Below are 18,764 nucleotides of genomic sequence, written 5' to 3' on the forward strand. Positions count from 1 at the left end.
CACCGCGCCCTTCTGTGCGGTTGTCGCTCCGGTTGTCGGTGCGTCCTTCACTTCGGCGACCGCCTTCGCGTGGAGCACGAACTTCGCCAGCAGCAACTTCGCTGCGCTCACCACGGCGTCCACCGCGGCGGCCATCACGCCCACCTTCACGGCGCTCGCCATCGCGACCGCCCTCACGGGTTTCGTTGCGACGCTCTCCTGGGCGGCCTTCGCGTGCTTTCTCGTCTTTTTGACCCACAGCGGCAGGGGCAGTCTCGGTGCTGCTGCTGCCGAACAGGTTTTTCAGCCAACCGAAGAAACCACCCGAGGCTGCCGGAGTGACAACGGGCGCGGGCGCGGCAGCGGCTGCGGTCTTGCGGGCAGGCTTGGCCGCCGCCACTGGCGCTTCGGGTTTGACCGGTGCGATCGGGGCCGGTGCGTCGGGCAACACGCCTTTGATGACCGGCGTTTGCTTGTTGGTGGGCTCTTGTGAGCGACGGGTCACGGTGGTGGCGTCTTCAATCTCTTCGGCCATTTTGTAGCTGACTTCGATGCGCTCCAGGCGTGGGTCGTCGTGCTTCAAGCGTTCGAGCTTGTAATGCGGTGTTTCGAGCGACTTGTTGGGCACCAGCAGCACGTTGATACGTTGCTGCAATTCGATCTTGGCAATCTCGGAACGCTTTTCATTGAGCAAGAAAGACGCGACTTCGACGGGCACTTGGGCGTGCACTGCGGCGCTGTTGTCCTTCATGGACTCTTCTTGGATGATCCGCAAAATTTGCAGAGCTGAGCTTTCGGTGTCACGGATGTGGCCAGCGCCGCCGCAACGAGGGCAAGGAATGGACGCACCTTCGGACAGGGCGGGTTTCAAGCGCTGGCGGCTCATTTCCATCAGGCCGAACTTGCTGATGGTGCCAAACTGCACGCGGGCACGGTCTTGGCGCAGCGCGTCGCGCAGGCGGTTTTCCACTTCGCGGCGGTTTTTGGCCTCTTCCATATCGATGAAATCGATCACGATCAGACCACCCAGGTCGCGCAGGCGCATCTGGCGAGCCACTTCGTCGGCGGCTTCGAGGTTGGTGCGGGTCGCGGTTTCTTCGATGTCACCGCCCTTGATGGCGCGGGCCGAGTTCACGTCCACCGACACCAAAGCTTCGGTGTGGTCGATCACGATGGCACCGCCCGAGGGCAGCTGCACGGTGCGGGCATAGGCCGACTCGATCTGGTGCTCGATCTGGAAGCGGCTGAACAGCGGGGCGTCGTCGCGGTAGCGTTTCACACGCGGCGCGAATTCAGGCATCACGTGGCTCATGAATTGCTGAGCTTGTTCGTAGATGTCGTCGGTGTCGATCAGGATGTCGCCGATGTCGTTGTTGAAGTAATCGCGAATGGCACGGATCACCAGGCTTGACTCCTGATAAATCAGGAAAGCGCCTTTTCCTTGGGTGGCGCCGTCAATGGCGGTCCAGAGTTTGAGCAGGTAGTTCAAGTCCCACTGCAGCTCGGGCGCCGAGCGGCCGATGCCTGCTGTGCGGGCGATGATGGACATGCCTTTGGGGTATTCCAGCTGGTCCATCGCTTCTTTGAGCTCGGCCCGATCGTCGCCCTCAATGCGGCGGCTGACGCCACCGCCGCGCGGGTTGTTGGGCATGAGCACCACGTAGCGGCCAGCCAAGCTGACGAAGGTGGTGAGCGCCGCGCCCTTGTTGCCGCGCTCCTCTTTTTCAACCTGCACCAAGAGGGATTGGCCTTCTTTGATGACGTCTTGGATGCGCGCTTGGCTGACAGACACGCCTTCCGCAAAGTATTGGCGAGAGATTTCCTTGAAAGGTAAAAAGCCGTGGCGGTCTTCACCATAGTCCACAAAGCAGGCTTCGAGCGAGGGCTCCACGCGTGTCACCACGGCTTGGTAAATGTTGCCCTTGCGCTGTTCGCGTCCCTCGATTTCGATTTCGTAGTCGAGGAGTTTTTGTCCATCGACGATGGCCAGGCGGCGCTCTTCAGCTTGCGTGGCGTTGATCAGCATCCGTTTCATGATGCGTTCCTTTATTTATCAGCTTGGCCCAGCGGCAGAAAGATGTCTGCACCCTGGAGCCTGTTTACACAACCGGCTTTGGGTTCTTGAGAACCGCAAAGCCCACGTTGCCGGAGCTGACGCCTGAAACGAAGGGAATTGCCGAGAGTGATCGACCACTCAGCTGCGCGTGAGCACAGGAATGGGGATCGTGGCGCGTGGATGGGGCGAGGCTAAAGGTGTGCAAAGAATTGTCCACTGCCGGGGGCTTCCCCCGGTGTCCAAGACAAACTGTCTGGCACCAGGCGTGACGGTGTCGAGTGGCTTTGTAAGCCACTCCAAGCACATCAGCAAAGTTCCAAACAACACAACCATCTCGCTTTGATCCGTTCAACAGCCTGAAGGGCTGCTGAATTTGGGGTATTCCGTATCTGGGTTTCTGAGCGTCGGCCCAACCTCCGGGACGATTGACCACTGTTGGCGTTGGCCTTCAGTCTGCAAATCGTGCCGAGGGTGGCATCGACCATCTGGTTTGGCGCGGTGGTGGTGGACTAAACTCCTGCCTACAGGAATTCATTTCCATTTGAATCAACCACTTACAGCCAATAACCAGTGAATCACATTATAGGGTCCAAGTCCGACAGTTCAGCCCCTGCAGTCAAATGCTTGGTGGTGGACGAAGAGTCGGTTGGACAGCGTTTGGACAACTTTTTGATGCGCCATTTGAAAGGCGTCCCCAAAACGCATGTGTACCGCATCATCCGCAGCGGAGAAGTGCGCATCAACAAGGGACGCGCTGCGGCCGATACCCGGGTTCAAATCGGTGACCAAGTCCGTCTGCCCCCTGTGCGCCTGTCGGACAAAGTGGCCGAAAAGGCGGCGAACCCCGCGCCCAGCCGAGAATTCCCCTTGTTGATGGAAGACGACTGCCTGATGGCCATCGACAAACCTTCTGGGGTGGCGGTGCACGGCGGCTCGGGGGTGAGCTTTGGTGTGATCGAGCAATTGCGGCAAGCCCGCCCCCAAGCCAAATTGCTCGAATTGGTGCACCGTCTGGACAGGGACACCAGCGGTATTTTGTTGGTGGCCAAAAAGCGCAGCGCTCTCAAGCACCTGCAAGACCAGTTCAGGGAACGCGAAACCGGCAAAACCTATCTGGCGCTGGTCAAAGGCGACTGGCCTGCCAAGCTCAAGGTGATTGACCAGCCTCTGCATAAATTCTTGTTGCCAGGCAAAGACGGTCAAGACGGCGAGCGCCGGGTGCGATTGACCACCTCAGAAGACCCCGATGGCATGCGTTCGATCACCTTGGTCAAGGTGTCGCAGCGGTTAGCGGGTGCTTCTTTGTTGGAAGTGACCATCAAAACCGGACGCACCCACCAAATTCGGGTGCATTTGTCGGCCCAAGGCCACCCGATTGCAGGGGATGACAAATATGGGGATTTCGACTGGAACCGCCAGTTGCTCAAACCCCGCACCGGACCTGGCCTCAAACGCATGTTTTTACACGCTTGGCGTTTGCAGTTCAATCACCCCGCCACGGCCGAGCGCATCGCCTTGCAAGCTGATTTGCCCCCAGAATTGAAAGCCTACATTCACCATGCCCAACACCAGACCCCGCCAGTTTGACCTGATTGCTTTCGATTGGGATGGCACGCTGTTCGACTCCACCGCACTCATCACCCGCTGCATCCAGCGGGCGGTGGTCGATGTGGGGGGGCAAGAGCCCACCCGTGAAGCGGCTTCTTATGTGATCGGCTTGGCGCTGATGCCTGCGCTGGCCCATGCCGCTCCGGATGTGCCAAAAGACAAGTACCCGGCTTTGGGGGAGCGTTACCGCCACCATTACCTGCAGCACCAAAACGACATCAGCCTCTTTGAGGGTGTGTTGCCCTTGCTCGATGCCCTCAAAGCCCGGCACCACTGGCTTACGGTGGCCACCGGCAAAAGCCGCCAAGGGCTGAACGAGGCCTTGCATGCGGTGGAACTGCGTGGTGTGTTCGATGGCTCACGCACGGCCGATGAAACTGCAGGCAAGCCCAACCCCATGATGCTGCATGAGTTGATGCGCGAATTTGGCGCCCGGCCCGAGCGCACTTTGATGATTGGTGACACCACCCACGACCTTCAAATGGCCCTGAATGCGGGCTGTGCCAGCGTGGGCGTGAGCTATGGGGCACACGAGCCTGAGGCCTTCCATGCCTTGAAGCCGCGCCATGTGGCGCACAGCGTGCAGGACTTGCACGACTGGTTGGTGCAAAACGCTTGAAAAGGAGTACTCATGGAGCCTTTGGTCCCTTTGTGCAACAGTGCCGACTTGGTGAACGGTGGGCGTGCCGTGCCGTTTGACATTGTTTACGCCGGGCAAACCTGTCGCGCCTTCGCTGTCCGTTACCAAGACCAAGTGCACGCCTACCTGAACCGATGCACCCATGTGGCCATGGAGATGGACTACCAACCCGACCGGTTTTATGACGAGACAGGGCGTTGGCTCATGTGTGCCACGCATGGCGCCACCTACCAGCCCGATACCGGCGCGTGCTCAAGTGGCCCTTGCCGTGGCGGGTTGGTCAAAATAGACCTTTCAGAAAGGGATGGCGTGGTTCACTGGCATACTGCCTACAACTTAAAACCGATTGAATTTTGACCATGCAAGACCCCCAGGACCACGCGTCCGCTTCGGCCTCCCAAGAACCCACCAAAGCCCCACCGACTGCTGATTCGGGGTGGGAGCGCCAGACCTTGGAGCGCTTGGCCTTTGCCCATTTGAACGAACAAAAAACAGCCCGCCGTTGGAAGGTGGGTTTGCGGGTGGCTTGGTTGCTGCTGCTGACCGTGGTGTTCTGGCAGGTGTTCACTTACAAAGCATCCATCAGCAACCCGACCTTGCCGCACACGGCGATGGTGTCCATCGTGGGCGAGATCGGATCGGAGACCGAAGCCAGCGCGGAAAACGTGATGTCCTCCATGCGCTTGGCGCTGGAGGATTCAGGCTCGCAGGCACTGGTCTTGTTGATCAATTCACCTGGTGGCAGCCCGGTGCAGGCGGGTCTCATCAACGACGAAATTGTTCGTTTGCGGGCTTTGCACAACAAGCCGATCTACGCCGTGGTGGAGGAGTCTTGTGCTTCGGCCGCTTACTACATTGCTGCCGCGGCAGACCAGATTTACGTGGACAAAGCCAGCATTGTGGGCAGCATTGGCGTATTGATGGACGGCTTCGGGTTCACCGAGCTCATGAACAAGCTGGGGGTGGAGCGTCGTTTGATGACGGCGGGGGCCAACAAAGGTTTTCTGGACCCGTTCAGCCCGCAAACCGAGCCCCAACGCAAGCACGCTCAAGCGATGCTGAACCAAATCCACACGCAGTTCATTGAAGTGGTCAAAAAAGGCCGTGGCGACCGCTTGAAAGAAACCCCGGAGATGTTCAGCGGCCTGTTCTGGAGTGGCCAGCAGGCGGTGGATCTGGGTTTGGCCGACAGCCTAGGCAGTCTGGATGGCGTTGCCCGAGAGGTGGTCAAGGCCCCGGATGTGATCGACTACACGCAGCGTGAAAACGTGGCCGAGCGCTTGGTCAAGCGCTTTGGCGCGGCGGTGGGCGAGGGCTCGGTGCGCGCCTTGCGCAGCAGCACCGGCCTGCGCTGAGCCGCAAGGCCTTGCGCCACCATCAAGGCCCGATGGCGTAAACCGCGGGCGTGTGACCATCAGGGCCTTGGAGGCCCTTTTTCCATTGCGCCACGGTATGGCTCCGGATATGGGCCGTCGGCAGCGTCAAGCCGCTGGCAATGGCCAGTCGGGTGTTGGCGTTCAGGCTTTGCAACAAGCCGCCGAGCATGGCCGCATTGCGGTAGGGGGTCTCGATCCACAGTTGGGTTTGACCTGATTTGAGCGCCAGAGACTCCAGTTGTTTCAGGCGGGTGGCCCGCTCTGCTGCGTCTTGCGGCAGGTAGCCCACGAAGGCAAAATTTTGGCCATTCAGGCCACTGGCGGCCAATGCCAGCAGCAATGACACGGGGCCGACCAAGGGGACCACAGTGAGGCCCAGATCGTGCGCTGCACGCACCACCGAGCTGCCGGGATCGGCCACGGCGGGCATGCCGGCTTCGCTGACCAAGCCCACATCTTGCCCTTGTAAAGCGGCCGCCAGCAGTGGTTTGCCGTCAAAACCCGATTGGTGGTCGCCTTTTTTGTGCACATGGCGTGGCAATTCGGTGATGGTTTGTTCCGCCAAGGGGGCGATCAAGGGGTGGGTTTCAGCCACGCGCTTGAGAAAAGCGCGCGTGCTCTTGGCGTTTTCGCAGACCCAGTGCTGGATGCCTGCGGCAGTGGCCAAGGTGGGGTTGGACAGCACATCGGTGATGGGGGCTTGTTCTGTGCAGCCAAAGTCCAGCGGCGTGGGGACCAAAAACAGGCGACCTGGGGTGGGCTTGGGGGTGTTCACAGCAATTTCACTCCAGCTTGGCGCAGCAAGCGTGCGGTGCGGATGAGCGGCAGCCCGATCAGGGCCGTTGGGTCGTCGTTGTCGATGGACTCCAGCAGTGCGATCCCCAGGCCCTCGCTTTTGGCGCTGCCAGCGCAGTCGTAGGGCTTTTCGGCTTGCAAATAAGCCTCGATTTCTTCGTCGCTCAGATCACGAAAAACGACGCGCACCTCGGCCAAATCGACTTGTTCAAAGCCCGTGGCCAAACAGACCACGGCCAATGCGGTCTGAAAAATCACCGTTTGGCCGCGCATTTGGCGCAGTTGGGCCACGGCGCGTTCGTGTTCACCGGGTTTGCCCAGCGGTTGACCGGCCAAGTCGGCCACTTGGTCCGAGCCGATCACCACCGCTTCGGGGTGCAGTGCGGCCACGGCTTGGGCCTTGGCCAAAGCCAGCCGAAGGGCCAAGGTTTTTGGGGTTTCACCAGGCAAGGGTGTTTCGTCCACATGGGGTGCCGCGACCGTGAACGGCAAGCGAAGGCGTTCCATCAATTCGCGGCGGTAACGTGAGGTCGAGCCCAAAACGACCGAGCGTGGTGGGGCGGATGTGGCAGCAGCAGTGGTTGTCAAAGTGCAACTCCCGGTCTATTCAAATGAGTGATTCTCTTACACTGATGTCATGGAAAAAAAATTAGACCCCCAACACCTGGATGTTCTGGCCTTTGCCCGTGATGCCAGTGCCCTGCGAGGCGCAGGCGCACTGACCGTTTGGCCGCGTTTGCTGGTTGAGCAGCATGGAGACACCTTGGCGGCCGGTGATGTGCTTTGGCAATTGCACGGTCGAACGCTTGCCCAATCGGGCGGCACAGAACAAATTTGGTTGGACTTGCTTGCTTCAGTGCAGCTGCCCATGCAGTGCCAGCGCTGCCTCACCCCGGTGCTGGAAACCGTGCAGGCCGAACGATCGTTCCGTTTTGTGGCGGACGAGGCCACCGCAGCCGCACTGGACGATGAGGCTGAAGAAGATATTTTGGTCATCAGCCGCGACTTTGACGCCTTGGCGCTGGTCGAGGATGAATTGATTTTGTCTTTGCCGCTGGTGCCCTTGCACGAGGTTTGCCCTGAAGCCGTCCCCATGACTGCAGTGGATCCTGAGTTTGAAGAAGCCGCCGATCGGCCCAACCCCTTTGGTGTGCTGGCAAGCCTCAAAACTGGCGCAAACATATAAGTGCAAACCCAAGACACTTTATTTCCGCGTCGTCTTAGGCTATAATCTGCGGTTTCGCCCTTTGCGCTGGGTGACATTCTCATTAACCAGACGCTGCGTCTCAATTAGCGCGGCCTCCAAGTTTCCAAGGAGCCATCATGGCTGTTCAGCAAAACAAAAAGTCGCCTTCCAAGCGCGGTATGCACCGTTCGCACAATGCCCTCAACGTTCCAGGCATTGCGGTTGAGCCTACAACAGGCGAGATTCACCTGCGTCACCACATCAGCCCCAACGGTTTTTACCGTGGTCGCCAAGTGTTGAAAAACAAATCAGAAGCCTGATCGGCGTCAGCCCCAAGCCTCAAGAGGCCCGGCGCTACTTTTCAAGTAGCCTCGGGCTTTTGTTTTTATGGCTTTGATTCCATTCACGGCTATGAGCCATAGGATTGCATGACCTCGCCCAACCCGATCACACTGGCAGTCGATTGCATGGGGGGTGACCACGGTCCCCGCGTCACGTTGGCCGCATGTCGCAACTTTTTGGCCAACCATCCCGATGCCCGTCTGCTGTTGGTGGGACGCCCCGAAGCCTTGGCGTTTTTCGCCGATCCCCGTGCTGAAGTGGTGCCTGCCAGCGAAGTGGTTGAAATGGACGATCCGCTTGAAGTGGCTTTGCGCAAAAAGAAAGACTCTTCCATGCGCTTGGCCATTGAGCAAGTGCGTGATGGCAAAGCCGCTGCAGCCGTGTCTGCTGGTAACACGGGGGCTTTGATGGCCATCGCCCGCTATGTGCTCAAGACCATGGACGGCATTGACCGTCCGGCCATCGCCGGTCAGATGCCCAACTTCAAGGGTGGGGGCACCACCATGCTGGATTTGGGGGCCAATGTGGATTGCACGCCCGAGCATTTGCTTCAATTTGCGGTCATGGGATCCGCATTGGTGTCCGTTTTGCAGAACAAGGAACAGCCCACGGTCGGTTTGCTCAATATTGGCGAAGAAACGATCAAAGGCAATGAAATCATCAAAAAAGCAGGTGAATTGTTGCGATCAGCAGGCAACTCAGGCGATTTGAATTTTCACGGGAATGTGGAAGGCAACGATATCTTCAAGGGCACGGTCGATATCGTCGTCTGCGATGGCTTTGTGGGCAATGTGGCCTTGAAAGCCAGCGAAGGGTTGGCCACCATGATCAGTGGGTTTCTCAAAAATGAGTTTTCCCGAAATATTTTCACGAAACTCGTGGCACTTTTGGCTTATCCGGTGTTAACCGCCTTTAAAAATCGGGTGGATCATCGTCGTTACAACGGCGCTGCCTTGCTCGGTTTGCGTGGCTTGGTGTTCAAGAGTCACGGCTCTGCAGACGAGATGGCTTTTGAAACCGCCTTGAACCGGGCTTATGATGCTTCCAAAAACCAATTGCTTGAACGGGTTCGCGAACGCATCGTCCATGCTGCGCCATTGTTGATGGGTGCGCAGGCCGAGCGGGTGGATCCAGTCGGCACACTTGTATGAGAATTTACACCCGCATTTTGGGCACGGGCAGCTACCTTCCTGAAAATCGCCTGAGCAATGCCGACCTGGCAGCCCAATTGGCTTTGCAAGGCGTAGAGACTTCTGACGATTGGATCGTTGAGCGCACCGGTATACGTGCCCGCCACTTTGCCGCTGACCACCAAGGTTGCAGCGACTTGGCGACCGAAGCAGCCCGCCAAGCTTTGGCCGCTGCAAGCCTCCCAGCACACGACATCGATTTGATCATCGTGGCCACCTCGACCCCGGACATGGTGTTCCCTTCAGTAGCCACCATGGTGCAGCACAAACTGGGCGCCGCTGGTTGCCCGGCCTTTGACGTGCAGGCTGTTTGCAGCGGCTTCGTTTATGCCTTGACGATTGCGGATGCGATGATACAGTCGGGTTCTGCCAAGCGTGCTTTGGTCATCGGTTCAGAAATTTTCAGCCGCATCTTGGACTTCAAAGACCGGACGACCTGCGTGTTGTTTGGCGACGGCGCTGGCGCGGTTGTGCTCGAAGCGTCTGATCAGCCTGGCATTTTGGCCACCGATTTGCATGCCGATGGCAAGTACAAAGACATCCTGTGCGTGCCCGGGCACGTCAACCGGGGCGCCATTTTGGGTGACCCCGTTCTTAAGATGGACGGTCAAGCTGTTTTCAAGTTGGCCGTGGGTGTGCTGGAAGAAACCGCCCGTGCCAGCTTGGCCAAGGCCCATTTGACCGACGCCGACATCGACTGGTTGATCCCGCACCAGGCCAACATCCGCATCATGCAAAGCACGGCCAAAAAGCTCAAAATGAGCGCTGACAAGGTGGTGGTCACTGTGGATCAACACGGCAACACCTCGGCTGCCTCGATCCCCTTGGCGCTGGACACTGCCGTGCGTGATGGGCGCATCCAGCGCGGTCATACCCTCATGCTTGAAGGCGTGGGTGGCGGTTTCACTTGGGGCTCGGTACTTCTGCGCTATTGATTTGACAGGGTCCGGTCAGCTGTGCGCGTCAGGCTGGCAGCCCTTTCAGTGACTGTTTGTTTCAGATTTCAACATGACGACATTTGCTTTTGTATTTCCTGGTCAGGGCGCCCAATCGGTGGGCATGCTGGACGCTTGGGGTGACCACCCTGTGGTGCGCGAGACGCTCCAAGAGGCCTCAGACGCCTTGGGCGAAGACGTGGCTCAACTGATCCACGAAGGCCCCAAGGAAGCGTTGGCCATGACCACCAACACCCAGCCAGTGATGCTGGTGTCGGCCGTGGCCGCTTTTCGTGCTTGGTTGGCCGAAGGTGGTGCCAAACCATCGGTGGTGGCTGGTCACTCTTTGGGCGAGTACAGCGCCTTGGTGGCTTCGGGTGTGTTGACGCTGTCGCAAGCCGCGCCGCTGGTGCGCCTGAGGGCTGCCGCCATGCAAGAAGCCGTACCGGTCGGCGTGGGCGCCATGGCGGCTATTTTGGGATTGACCCCTGAAAAAGTCATTGCGGGCTGTTTGGAAGCACAGACCACTTTTTCTTCAGGCAGCGCTGAAGTGGTGGAGGCCGTGAATTTCAACGATGCCGCCCAAACCGTGATTGCGGGCAGTAAAGCAGCCGTCGACAAGGCCTGCGAAGTGCTCAAGGGTATGGGTGCCAAGCGTGCCTTGCTGTTGTCTGTGTCGGCCCCTTTCCACTCCAGCCTGATGAAACCCGCTGCTGAAAAGTTGCGCGAAAAATTGGCGACCCTGACCTTGGGCGTGCCGCAAATTCCGGTGATCAACAACATCGATGTGGCCATCGAAACCGATGCCGACCGCATTCGGGACGCGTTGTACCGTCAGGCCTTTGGCCCGGTGCGTTGGGTGGCGTGCGTTCAGGCCATCAAGGCCCGTGGTGTGAACACCTTGGTCGAATGCGGCCCCGGCAAAGTCCTGGCGGGCATGACCAAGCGGATCGATACCGAATTGAATGGCGTGGCGCTGTACGACCCCGCCACCCTGGCGGAAGTCAAAGGAATGCTGGCATGAGTGAAATTCAGAAACAAGTGGTGCTGGTCACTGGGGCCTCTCGCGGTATCGGTGCCGCCATTGCCCTGCAATTGGCCCAAGCTGGTTATGTGGTCGTGGGCACTGCCACCACCGATGACGGTGCCGCCAACATCGGTCAAACCTTGTCCGCATACCCTGGAAGTCGGGGGGCCAAGCTGAATGTGACCGATGCAACTGCTGGTGAAGACCTGATCGATGCCATCGTCAAACAGTATGGCGGCTTGCACGTGTTGGTGAACAATGCCGGTATCACCCGGGACCAGTTGGCCATGCGCATGAAAGACGACGATTGGGACGCGGTGATTGAAACCAACCTCAAGGCGGTTTTCCGCATGAGCCGCGCCGTGATTCGCCCGATGATGAAGCAGCGTTATGGCCGCATCATCAGCATCACCAGCGTGGTGGGTGCTTCGGGTAACCCCGGTCAAGCCAATTATGCCGCTGCCAAGGCGGGCGTAGCGGGCATGACCCGCGCTTTGGCCCGTGAATTGGGCAGCCGCAACATCACAGTCAATTGCATTGCCCCCGGCTTTATTGCCACCGACATGACCGCCAGCTTGCCCGAAGAACAACACAAAGCCCTGTTGGGCCAGATTCCTTTGGGCCATTTGGGCCAACCCGAAGACATCGCCCACGCGGTGGCCTATTTGGCCGGACCGCATGCCGGCTATGTCACGGGACAAGAATTGCATGTCAATGGTGGCATGTACATGGCCTGATTTTCCGAAACACCCTTTCGGACAGGTAAAATCTCCTTTTTTCACAACCCTCAGAGGGACCCTATGAGCGATATCGAAGCACGTGTCAAGAAAATCATTGCCGAACAACTCGGTGTCGAAGAGTCACAAGTCACCAATGAAAAAGCTTTCGTGGCCGATCTGGGCGCCGACTCCCTGGACACTGTGGAACTGGTGATGGCACTCGAAGACGAGTTCGGCATCGAAATTCCTGACGAAGACGCAGAAAAAATCACCACGGTGCAAGCTGCGATCGATTACGCCCAAAGCAAGAAGGCCTGATCGACGATGACCCGGCGCCGCGTTGTTGTCACGGGTTTGGGATGCATCAGCCCTGTGGGCAACACGGTCGCTGATGCATGGTCCAACCTGCTTGCCGGTCAGTCCGGCATTGGTCCGATCACACGTTTTGATGCTTCAGCCGTTGCTTGTCGGTTTGCGGGTGAAGTCAAGAATTTCGATCTTGAGTCCTACATGTCTTCCAAAGAAGCCAGGACCATGGATCGGTTCATTCATTTTGGCATTGCTGCCGCGGCCCAAGCCATTCAGGACGCCGGCTTGTCTACCGGCGATGGACTGGGCGAAGAAGAGGCTTGCCGCATCGGTGTGGTGATTGGTTCGGGTATCGGCGGTTTGCCTTTGATCGAAGAAACTCACAGCGAATACACAGCGCGGGGCGCGCGGCGCATCTCGCCATTTTTCGTTCCGGCCTCGATCATCAACATGATCTCAGGTCACGTGTCGATGCGCAGTGGTTTCAAAGGCCCCAACTTGGCTGTTGTGACTGCTTGCACAACGGGCTTGCACTCCATTGGCGAAGCTGGCCGTTTGATCGAATACGGCGATGCGGATGTTATGGTGGCAGGTGGCTCTGAAGCTTGTGTGTCGCCGCTGGGCGTGGGGGGCTTTGCCGCCATGCGCGCCTTGTCGACGCGCAATGATGACCCCACAGTGGCATCCCGGCCATGGGACAAAGACCGCGATGGCTTTGTTCTGGGTGAAGGCGCGGGTGTGATGGTGCTGGAAGAGTATGAACACGCCAAAGCGCGCGGCGCCAAAATCTATGCCGAGTTGGGTGGTTATGGCATGAGTGCTGACGCCGGGCACATGACCGCGCCCAGCATGGACGGCCCACGTCGCGCCATGATCAATGCCATGCGCAATGCCGGTGTCAACGCCGATCAAATCGATTACCTGAACGCGCACGGCACCTCTACGCCGCTGGGCGACATCAACGAAACCCAAGCCATCAAAGCGGCTTTGGGTGAGCACGCCTACAAAACCGTCGTGAGCTCGACCAAATCCATGACCGGTCACCTCTTGGGTGGCGCCGGCGGCATTGAAAGCGTCTTCACCGTGTTGGCCTTGCACCATCAAAAGGTGCCACCCACCATCAATTTGGTTAATCCCGACCCCGAGTGCGATCTGGACTACTGTGCCAACACCGCGCGGGATCTGACGATCGATGTGGCCCTGAAAAACAACTTCGGTTTTGGGGGCACCAACGGCTCGTTGGTCTTCAAACGCATTTGATCACCCGAAAGCCTGGTTGATCGCATGCACAACGCCCCACCTGTGGCTTACCCGGTGGGGCGTTTTGTTTGGGGCATGGTGTTGTTTGGGGGTGTGTTGCTGATGTCGGCAGCAGGACTTTGCGCTTGGCAAATTCAAAGCCAAGCGTCTGGCTTGTTGGTGTGGTGTGCGTGGGTCTTTTGGGCAGTTTGTGGCGTTGCCACGGCCTATGGTGCGCCCAAGCAAGTCTTGTCGGAGGGCCATTTGTTGTGGACCGGCGACGTTTGGATGTGGCGAAGCCGCCTGGGTGCACAGCAGTTTGCCAACGAAGACCAGGATTTGCAATTGGCCGTTGGCTTGGATTGGGGTGCCGGTATGCTTCTCTTGCTGAGGACTCGCGACGAGCTTCGCGATAGGGGGGGGCCGTGGTTTTGCGCTGGGGTCGACGCACAGGCCATGCCCTCAAAGTGGCATGGTTTTAGATGCGCTGTATATTCGCGCCCCAAGGCAGTGATGCAGTCGAATGGGTCGGCGCTTTGATGTGAAACTGCAAGGCTTGAATCTGTCCCTTCAGGCCGCAACTGTTTCAGACCCATTACCCGGTATGAACAACACAAGGAGGCATGTGTGCTGAAGCGATATTGGATGAAAACGGCGGCTTCGTTCGCCCTGGCAAGTGCCATGGTCATGGGCGGGGCCTTTTTACCTCTGACCACAGCGGTGGCACAAAACTCCTCTTTCGGGGTGCGCGGCTTACCGGACTTCACGGATTTGGTTGAGCAGGTGGGGCCTTCGGTGGTCAATATCCGCACCCTTGAAAAAGCCCGACCCAGTGCACAGCCCGGTTCTGCGCCCGACGAAGAAATGCAAGAACTGTTCCGACGTTTCTTTGGCGTGCCCATGCCCAATGCCCCCAGACAGGCCCCTCGCCAAAATCGTCCTCCAGAAGAAGCTCAGCCACGTGGTGTGGGTTCAGGCTTTATTCTGAGTGCTGACGGCTTGATCATGACCAATGCCCACGTGGTGGACGGTGCAGACGAGGTCATGGTGACACTCACAGACAAGCGCGAATTCAAGGCGCGCATTGTGGGCGCGGACAAACGCACCGATGTGGCGGTGGTCAAAATTCAGGCCACCGGTTTGCCCGCTGTGAAGGTGGGCGATGTCAGCCGTTTGCGCGTGGGTGAATGGGTCATGGCGATTGGTTCGCCTTTTGGTTTGGAGAACACCGTCACAGCGGGCATCGTGAGTGCCAAGCAGCGTGACACGGGTGATTATTTGTCTTTCATCCAAACCGATGTGGCCATCAATCCAGGCAACTCCGGCGGGCCACTGATCAACATGCGCGGTGAGGTGGTCGGCATCAACAGCCAAATTTACTCCCGGTCCGGTGGTTTCATGGGCATTTCGTTCGCGATCCCCATGGACGAGGCCATGCGCGTGAGTGAGCAATTGCGCACGAATGGGCGCGTCAGCCGCGGCCGCATCGGTGTCCAAATTGCCCCGGTGACCAAAGAGGTGGCCGAATCCATTGGTCTGGGCAAAACGCAAGGCGTTTTGGTCAGAGGCGTTGAGGAAGGCTCTCCGGCTGAAAAGGCGGGCATTGAGGCTGGCGACATCATCACGCGTTTTGACAGCAAGGCAATTGACAAACCCGCTGATTTGCCCCGTGCGGTGGGCAACACCAAGCCAGGCAGCAAAGTGAGCGTCACCGTTTTCCGGCGTGGCAGTGTCAAGGACATGAGCATCACGGTCGCCGAGATCGAAACCGAGAAAGTGGCTGCCAGCGTTCCGGATAAAAAAGCGCCTGCGGTCAGTGCTCAACACTGGGGTTTGACGGTGAGCGATCTGACGGAAGCACAAAAGAAAGAGTTCCGAGTTCGCGGAGCTGTGCGTGTGGACGCCGTTGCCGATGCAGCGGCCAGGGCCGGTATCCGTGAAGGCGACTTGATTGTGGCCATTGCCAATACCGAAGTCACCTCTTTGAAGGAGTTTGAGACCATCATGGCGCGGGTAGACAAAACCCGTCCAAGCAGTGTGCTTGTTCGACGGGGCGATGCGGCGCAATACGTGTTGATCCGACCTTCGCCATGAAGTTGGGCTTGTCAAGTGCCCCCATTACCCAGCTGGCCAATGGGGGTAAAGACAAGGTGAACCCATGTTTTTTTAAATGCCCACAGCGTGTTGAATTATTTTTTAAAGTTTGTGAATACTAACTTTTGACATCGCTCATACCGAATTTTGATAAAATCAACGTTCCTGAACCTTGATTTACGGCATAAAGCGCAGGTTTGAGTTCACGATGCGAGATGCCACCAGAGCATCCACCGTTGATCCACAGATGACCCACAAGTTGTTCAGCATGAATCTGTTCGCCTTGTGAATAACATGTGAATAAGTCGAGTGTTGCACTGCGGCAACGACTTGCCCATGCTGTTTTGGACGGTGCGCATGTGGGCCAATTTGCCTACAATGAAACCCCAACTATCGCAGTTGCCATAGATTGTTGGTTCAGGGCGCGTCACCACCAGACGCGCCCTTTTTTCTTTTTCGGATCCTCGATCCACACACACTTGCAGACCTCGCTTGATGAATCACATCAGAAACTTTTCGATCATTGCCCACATTGACCATGGCAAATCCACGCTGGCCGATCGTCTGATTCAACGCTGTGGTGGTCTTGAAGCGCGTGACATGGAAGCCCAGGTTCTGGACTCGATGGACATCGAAAAAGAACGCGGCATCACCATCAAGGCGCAGACCGCTGCACTGCATTACAAAGCCCAAGATGGTCAGGTCTACAACCTCAACCTGATCGACACCCCCGGGCATGTGGACTTTTCTTATGAAGTCTCGCGTTCATTGTCGGCCTGCGAAGGCGCTTTGCTGGTGGTGGACGCCAGCCAAGGCGTAGAAGCCCAGACCGTGGCGAACTGCTACACCGCACTCGACTTGGGCGTGGAAGTGGTGCCCGTGCTCAACAAGATGGATTTGCCCAATGCCGATCCAGACAATGCCCGCAGCGAAGTTGAAGACGTGATTGGCATTGACGCAACGGACGCGATCCCATGCTCAGCCAAAACTGGCATGGGCATCGAAGAAATCCTCGAGGCTGTGGTGGCCCGGATCCCGCCGCCCAAAGGCAATCCCGATGCGCCCCTGAGGGCCATGATCATCGACAGTTGGTTTGACAGCTATGTCGGCGTGGTCATGCTGGTACGTGTGGTCGATGGCCAGTTGCTCAAAAACGAGCGCATCAAGATGATGGCCAGCCATGCCGTCTACGAAGTGGGCAGCTTGGGTGTTTTCACCCCCGCCAACGAACCGCGTCAGTCCCTCAAGGCCGGTGAAGTGGGTTACATCATTGCCGGTATCAAGGAGTTGCAAGCGGCCAAGGTGGGTGACACCGTCACCCTGGAAAAGAAGCTGCCCAACAATTTGGGGCCTGCTGCCGAAGCCTTGCCCGGATTCAAAGAAATCCAGCCCCAGGTGTTTGCCGGTTTGTACCCGACCGAGGCCAACCAATATGACGGTCTGCGCGATGCGCTGGAGAAGCTCAAGCTCAACGACGCCTCTTTGCATTACGAGCCCGAAGTCTCACAAGCCTTGGGCTTTGGTTTCCGTTGCGGTTTTTTGGGCTTGTTGCACATGGAAATTGTGCAAGAGCGTTTGGAGCGTGAATTTGACCAAGACCTGATCACCACGGCGCCCAGCGTGGTCTACCAAGTGGTCCAGCCCGGCGGTGAAATCGTCATGGTGGAAAACCCCTCCAAGATGCCCGACCAAGGCAAACTGCAAGAAATCCGCGAGCCCATCGTCACCGTGCATTTGTACATGCCACAAGACTATGTGGGCCCTGTCATGACACTGGCCAATCAAAAACGGGGCGTGCAGATGAACATGGCTTACCACGGGCGCCAAGTCATGTTGACCTACGAAATGCCGCTGGGAGAAATTGTGCTCGACTTCTTTGACAAGCTCAAATCGGTCAGCCGGGGCTACGCCTCCATGGATTACGAATTCAAGGAATTCCGCGCCTCTGATGTGGTGAAGGTTGACATTTTGCTGAACGGCGAAAAGGTCGATGCCTTGTCCATCATTGTGCACCGCTCGCAGTCCCAGTACCGGGGCCGAGCGGTGGTGGCCAAGATGCGGGAGATCATCAGCCGCCAGATGTTCGATGTGGCGATCCAGGCGGCCATTGGGGCCAACATCATTGCCCGTGAAAGCATCAAGGCTATGCGCAAGAACGTGCTGGCCAAGTGTTACGGTGGCGATATCTCGCGCAAGCGCAAACTGCTGGAAAAGCAAAAAGCCGGTAAGAAGCGCATGAAACAAATTGGCTCGGTCGAGGTGCCTCAAGAGGCGTTCTTGGCCATTTTGCAGGTGGAAGATTGATGCAGTTCCTCACGTCTTTGGTCTTGGCTGCTTTTGTGGCCTATGCCGGTGCTTGGTACACGGGTTTCATTGAGGGTAATTTCGCGCTGCTTTTGCTTTTGGCTACCGTGGTCACGGGCATTTACTGGTTGGCCGAGCGCTTTGTCTTTTTGCCCCAGCGTGAAAAAGCGGTGGCTCAGCTGGAGGCCGAAACCGCTCAACGGCAAGCGGAGTTGTCCAAAATGGGCATTGCCAAGGTGGACACCGACATCCGTGAAAGCCGCGAAAAGCTGCTCATGCAGCCTTGGTGGCTGGACTGGACGGCCGGTCTGTTTCCGGTGATTGTGGTGGTCTTCATCTTGCGCTCTTTTTTGTTCGAGCCCTTCAAAATCCCCTCGGGCTCGATGATTCCCACCCTGCACATTGGCGACCTGATTTTGGTGAACAAATTCCACTACGGTGTGCGTTTGCCGGTGGCCAACACCAAGCTCACCGAGGGCACGCCTGTGCAGCGCGGCGATGTGATGGTGTTCCGTTACCCACCCAAGCCCAGTGTGGACTACATCAAGCGCGTGGTCGGCTTGCCTGGTGACGAGGTGGCTTACCTGAACAAAAGTTTGACCATCAATGGCAAACCGGTGCCCACCGAGGTGATGCCCGACTTTTTCGACGAATCCACCATGCGCTACCACAAGCAGCGCCGCGAAACCTTGGGGGCCAAGCCGCACCAAACCTTGCAAGACGATGACCGTCCAGCCTTTGTGCCTGGAGCAGACCCGTTTCCTGGCCGTGAAAACTGCAATTACACGGTCGAAGGCGTGACCTGCAAAGTGCCAGCAGGCCACTACTTCATGATGGGTGACAACCGCGACAACTCGCTGGACTCACGTTATTTCGGTTTCGTGCCGGATGCCAACATCGTGGGCAAAGCCTTCTTTGTCTGGATGAATTTCGGTAACCTGCAGCGCATTGGCGCTTTTGACTGA

The 18,764-nt window shown here is 57.8% G+C and carries 19 protein-coding genes; 16 read left to right on the forward strand and 3 right to left on the reverse strand.

Translation table 11 applies throughout. The features are described 5' to 3' along the window. The coding region (locus tag Q0O19_RS04520; RefSeq protein ID WP_295520456.1) for an Rne/Rng family ribonuclease at positions 1–2,014 on the reverse strand (2,014 nt) is incomplete at its 3' end. 591 nt (positions 2,015–2,605) lie between these two features. Between Q0O19_RS04520 and Q0O19_RS04525 the strand changes: the two genes are divergently transcribed. Genes Q0O19_RS04525 through Q0O19_RS04540 form a run of 4 tightly spaced genes read left to right on the forward strand, consistent with a single transcriptional unit; the run spans position 2,606 to position 5,638 of the window. Then, entirely contained in the window at positions 2,606–3,622 is a 1,017-nt protein-coding gene (locus Q0O19_RS04525; RefSeq protein ID WP_366939030.1) for an RluA family pseudouridine synthase, read from the forward strand. Next, complete coding sequence (locus tag Q0O19_RS04530; RefSeq protein WP_295520459.1) at positions 3,594–4,262, forward strand: HAD-IA family hydrolase; 669 nt, start codon at positions 3,594–3,596, stop codon at positions 4,260–4,262. The genes Q0O19_RS04525 and Q0O19_RS04530 overlap by 29 nt, the downstream gene beginning before the upstream one ends. A 12-nt stretch (positions 4,263–4,274) precedes the next feature. Further along, a complete protein-coding gene (locus Q0O19_RS04535) occupies positions 4,275–4,640 on the forward strand; it encodes a Rieske 2Fe-2S domain-containing protein (protein WP_295520460.1) in 366 nt (121 codons plus the stop codon). A 2-nt stretch (positions 4,641–4,642) separates the two neighbouring features. Further along, positions 4,643–5,638: a S49 family peptidase gene (locus Q0O19_RS04540; RefSeq protein ID WP_295520462.1), complete on the forward strand. Its 996-nt coding sequence runs from the start codon at positions 4,643–4,645 to the stop codon at positions 5,636–5,638. Between the two features lie 22 nt (positions 5,639–5,660). Here Q0O19_RS04540 and Q0O19_RS04545 read toward each other — a convergent pair whose 3' ends face one another. Together Q0O19_RS04545 and Q0O19_RS04550 are read right to left on the reverse strand one after the other, a co-directional pair. Beyond that, the gene (locus Q0O19_RS04545; RefSeq protein WP_295520464.1) at positions 5,661–6,434 is read right to left on the reverse strand and encodes an SAM-dependent methyltransferase; all 774 of its coding nucleotides are present in this window, start codon (positions 6,432–6,434) and stop codon (positions 5,661–5,663) included. Beyond that, positions 6,431–7,042 carry a Maf family nucleotide pyrophosphatase gene (locus Q0O19_RS04550; protein WP_295520466.1) on the reverse strand — a complete coding sequence of 204 codons (612 nt, stop codon included), beginning with the start codon at positions 7,040–7,042 and terminating at the stop codon, positions 6,431–6,433. The genes Q0O19_RS04545 and Q0O19_RS04550 overlap by 4 nt, the downstream gene beginning before the upstream one ends. Before the next feature lie 49 nt (positions 7,043–7,091). Here Q0O19_RS04550 and Q0O19_RS04555 point away from each other — a divergent pair, with 49 nt between their 5' ends. The 12 genes from Q0O19_RS04555 (at position 7,092) to lepB (ending at position 18,764) form a co-directional block, all read left to right on the forward strand. Beyond that, positions 7,092–7,640: a YceD family protein gene (locus tag Q0O19_RS04555; RefSeq protein ID WP_295520468.1), complete on the forward strand. Its 549-nt coding sequence runs from the start codon at positions 7,092–7,094 to the stop codon at positions 7,638–7,640. A 137-nt stretch (positions 7,641–7,777) separates the two neighbouring features. Then, positions 7,778–7,960: a 50S ribosomal protein L32 gene (rpmF, locus tag Q0O19_RS04560; RefSeq protein ID WP_019575026.1), complete on the forward strand. Its 183-nt coding sequence runs from the start codon at positions 7,778–7,780 to the stop codon at positions 7,958–7,960. Between the two features lie 108 nt (positions 7,961–8,068). Then, on the forward strand, positions 8,069–9,133 hold the full coding sequence (gene plsX, locus Q0O19_RS04565) for a phosphate acyltransferase PlsX (protein ID WP_295520472.1): 1,065 nt from the start codon (positions 8,069–8,071) through the stop codon (positions 9,131–9,133). Further along, positions 9,130–10,107, forward strand: a complete 978-nt coding sequence (locus Q0O19_RS04570; protein WP_295520474.1) for a beta-ketoacyl-ACP synthase III — start codon at positions 9,130–9,132, stop codon at positions 10,105–10,107. Before plsX ends, Q0O19_RS04570 begins: the two co-directional genes overlap by 4 nt. Positions 10,108–10,180: 73 nt before the next feature. Continuing rightward, entirely contained in the window at positions 10,181–11,131 is a 951-nt protein-coding gene (fabD, locus tag Q0O19_RS04575) for an ACP S-malonyltransferase (protein ID WP_295520476.1), read from the forward strand. Then, complete coding sequence (fabG, locus tag Q0O19_RS04580; protein WP_295520478.1) at positions 11,128–11,871, forward strand: 3-oxoacyl-ACP reductase FabG; 744 nt, start codon at positions 11,128–11,130, stop codon at positions 11,869–11,871. Before fabD ends, fabG begins: the two co-directional genes overlap by 4 nt. Positions 11,872–11,934: 63 nt before the next feature. Further along, positions 11,935–12,171 (forward strand): acyl carrier protein, encoded by a 237-nt coding sequence (acpP, locus tag Q0O19_RS04585; RefSeq protein ID WP_019427049.1) that lies wholly within the window; start codon positions 11,935–11,937, stop codon positions 12,169–12,171. A 6-nt stretch (positions 12,172–12,177) separates the two neighbouring features. After that, on the forward strand, positions 12,178–13,422 hold the full coding sequence (gene fabF / locus Q0O19_RS04590) for a beta-ketoacyl-ACP synthase II (RefSeq protein WP_295520480.1): 1,245 nt from the start codon (positions 12,178–12,180) through the stop codon (positions 13,420–13,422). A 24-nt stretch (positions 13,423–13,446) separates the two neighbouring features. Beyond that, the gene (locus tag Q0O19_RS04595) at positions 13,447–13,941 is read left to right on the forward strand and encodes a hypothetical protein (protein WP_295520482.1); all 495 of its coding nucleotides are present in this window, start codon (positions 13,447–13,449) and stop codon (positions 13,939–13,941) included. A 147-nt stretch (positions 13,942–14,088) separates the two neighbouring features. Then, the gene (locus Q0O19_RS04600) at positions 14,089–15,495 is read left to right on the forward strand and encodes a DegQ family serine endoprotease (protein ID WP_295520523.1); all 1,407 of its coding nucleotides are present in this window, start codon (positions 14,089–14,091) and stop codon (positions 15,493–15,495) included. A 495-nt stretch (positions 15,496–15,990) separates the two neighbouring features. Further along, complete coding sequence (lepA, locus tag Q0O19_RS04605; protein ID WP_295520484.1) at positions 15,991–17,799, forward strand: translation elongation factor 4; 1,809 nt, start codon at positions 15,991–15,993, stop codon at positions 17,797–17,799. Further along, positions 17,799–18,764 carry a signal peptidase I gene (lepB, locus tag Q0O19_RS04610; protein ID WP_295520485.1) on the forward strand — a complete coding sequence of 322 codons (966 nt, stop codon included), beginning with the start codon at positions 17,799–17,801 and terminating at the stop codon, positions 18,762–18,764. Before lepA ends, lepB begins: the two co-directional genes overlap by 1 nt.

Source organism: Limnohabitans sp. Rim8 (assembly GCF_945869175.1).
GTDB lineage: Bacteria > Pseudomonadota > Gammaproteobacteria > Burkholderiales > Burkholderiaceae_C > Limnohabitans_A.

What these genes read in the sequence shown, in the direction of transcription:
- Q0O19_RS04530 (WP_295520459.1), top strand. Translation starts at nt 3,594, where the DNA reads ATGCCCAACACCAGACCCCGCCAGTTTGACCTGATTGCTTTCGATTGG.
- fabG (WP_295520478.1), top strand. Translation starts at nt 11,128, where the DNA reads ATGAGTGAAATTCAGAAACAAGTGGTGCTGGTCACTGGGGCCTCTCGC.
- fabF (WP_295520480.1), top strand. Translation starts at nt 12,178, where the DNA reads ATGACCCGGCGCCGCGTTGTTGTCACGGGTTTGGGATGCATCAGCCCT.
- lepB (WP_295520485.1), top strand. Translation starts at nt 17,799, where the DNA reads ATGCAGTTCCTCACGTCTTTGGTCTTGGCTGCTTTTGTGGCCTATGCC.
- Q0O19_RS04555 (WP_295520468.1), top strand. Translation starts at nt 7,092, where the DNA reads ATGGAAAAAAAATTAGACCCCCAACACCTGGATGTTCTGGCCTTTGCC.
- Q0O19_RS04540 (WP_295520462.1), top strand. Translation starts at nt 4,643, where the DNA reads ATGCAAGACCCCCAGGACCACGCGTCCGCTTCGGCCTCCCAAGAACCC.
- Q0O19_RS04570 (WP_295520474.1), top strand. Translation starts at nt 9,130, where the DNA reads ATGAGAATTTACACCCGCATTTTGGGCACGGGCAGCTACCTTCCTGAA.
- Q0O19_RS04535 (WP_295520460.1), top strand. Translation starts at nt 4,275, where the DNA reads ATGGAGCCTTTGGTCCCTTTGTGCAACAGTGCCGACTTGGTGAACGGT.
- Q0O19_RS04595 (WP_295520482.1), top strand. Translation starts at nt 13,447, where the DNA reads ATGCACAACGCCCCACCTGTGGCTTACCCGGTGGGGCGTTTTGTTTGG.
- lepA (WP_295520484.1), top strand. Translation starts at nt 15,991, where the DNA reads ATGAATCACATCAGAAACTTTTCGATCATTGCCCACATTGACCATGGC.
- plsX (WP_295520472.1), top strand. Translation starts at nt 8,069, where the DNA reads ATGACCTCGCCCAACCCGATCACACTGGCAGTCGATTGCATGGGGGGT.
- acpP (WP_019427049.1), top strand. Translation starts at nt 11,935, where the DNA reads ATGAGCGATATCGAAGCACGTGTCAAGAAAATCATTGCCGAACAACTC.
- Q0O19_RS04600 (WP_295520523.1), top strand. Translation starts at nt 14,089, where the DNA reads ATGGGCGGGGCCTTTTTACCTCTGACCACAGCGGTGGCACAAAACTCC.
- fabD (WP_295520476.1), top strand. Translation starts at nt 10,181, where the DNA reads ATGACGACATTTGCTTTTGTATTTCCTGGTCAGGGCGCCCAATCGGTG.
- rpmF (WP_019575026.1), top strand. Translation starts at nt 7,778, where the DNA reads ATGGCTGTTCAGCAAAACAAAAAGTCGCCTTCCAAGCGCGGTATGCAC.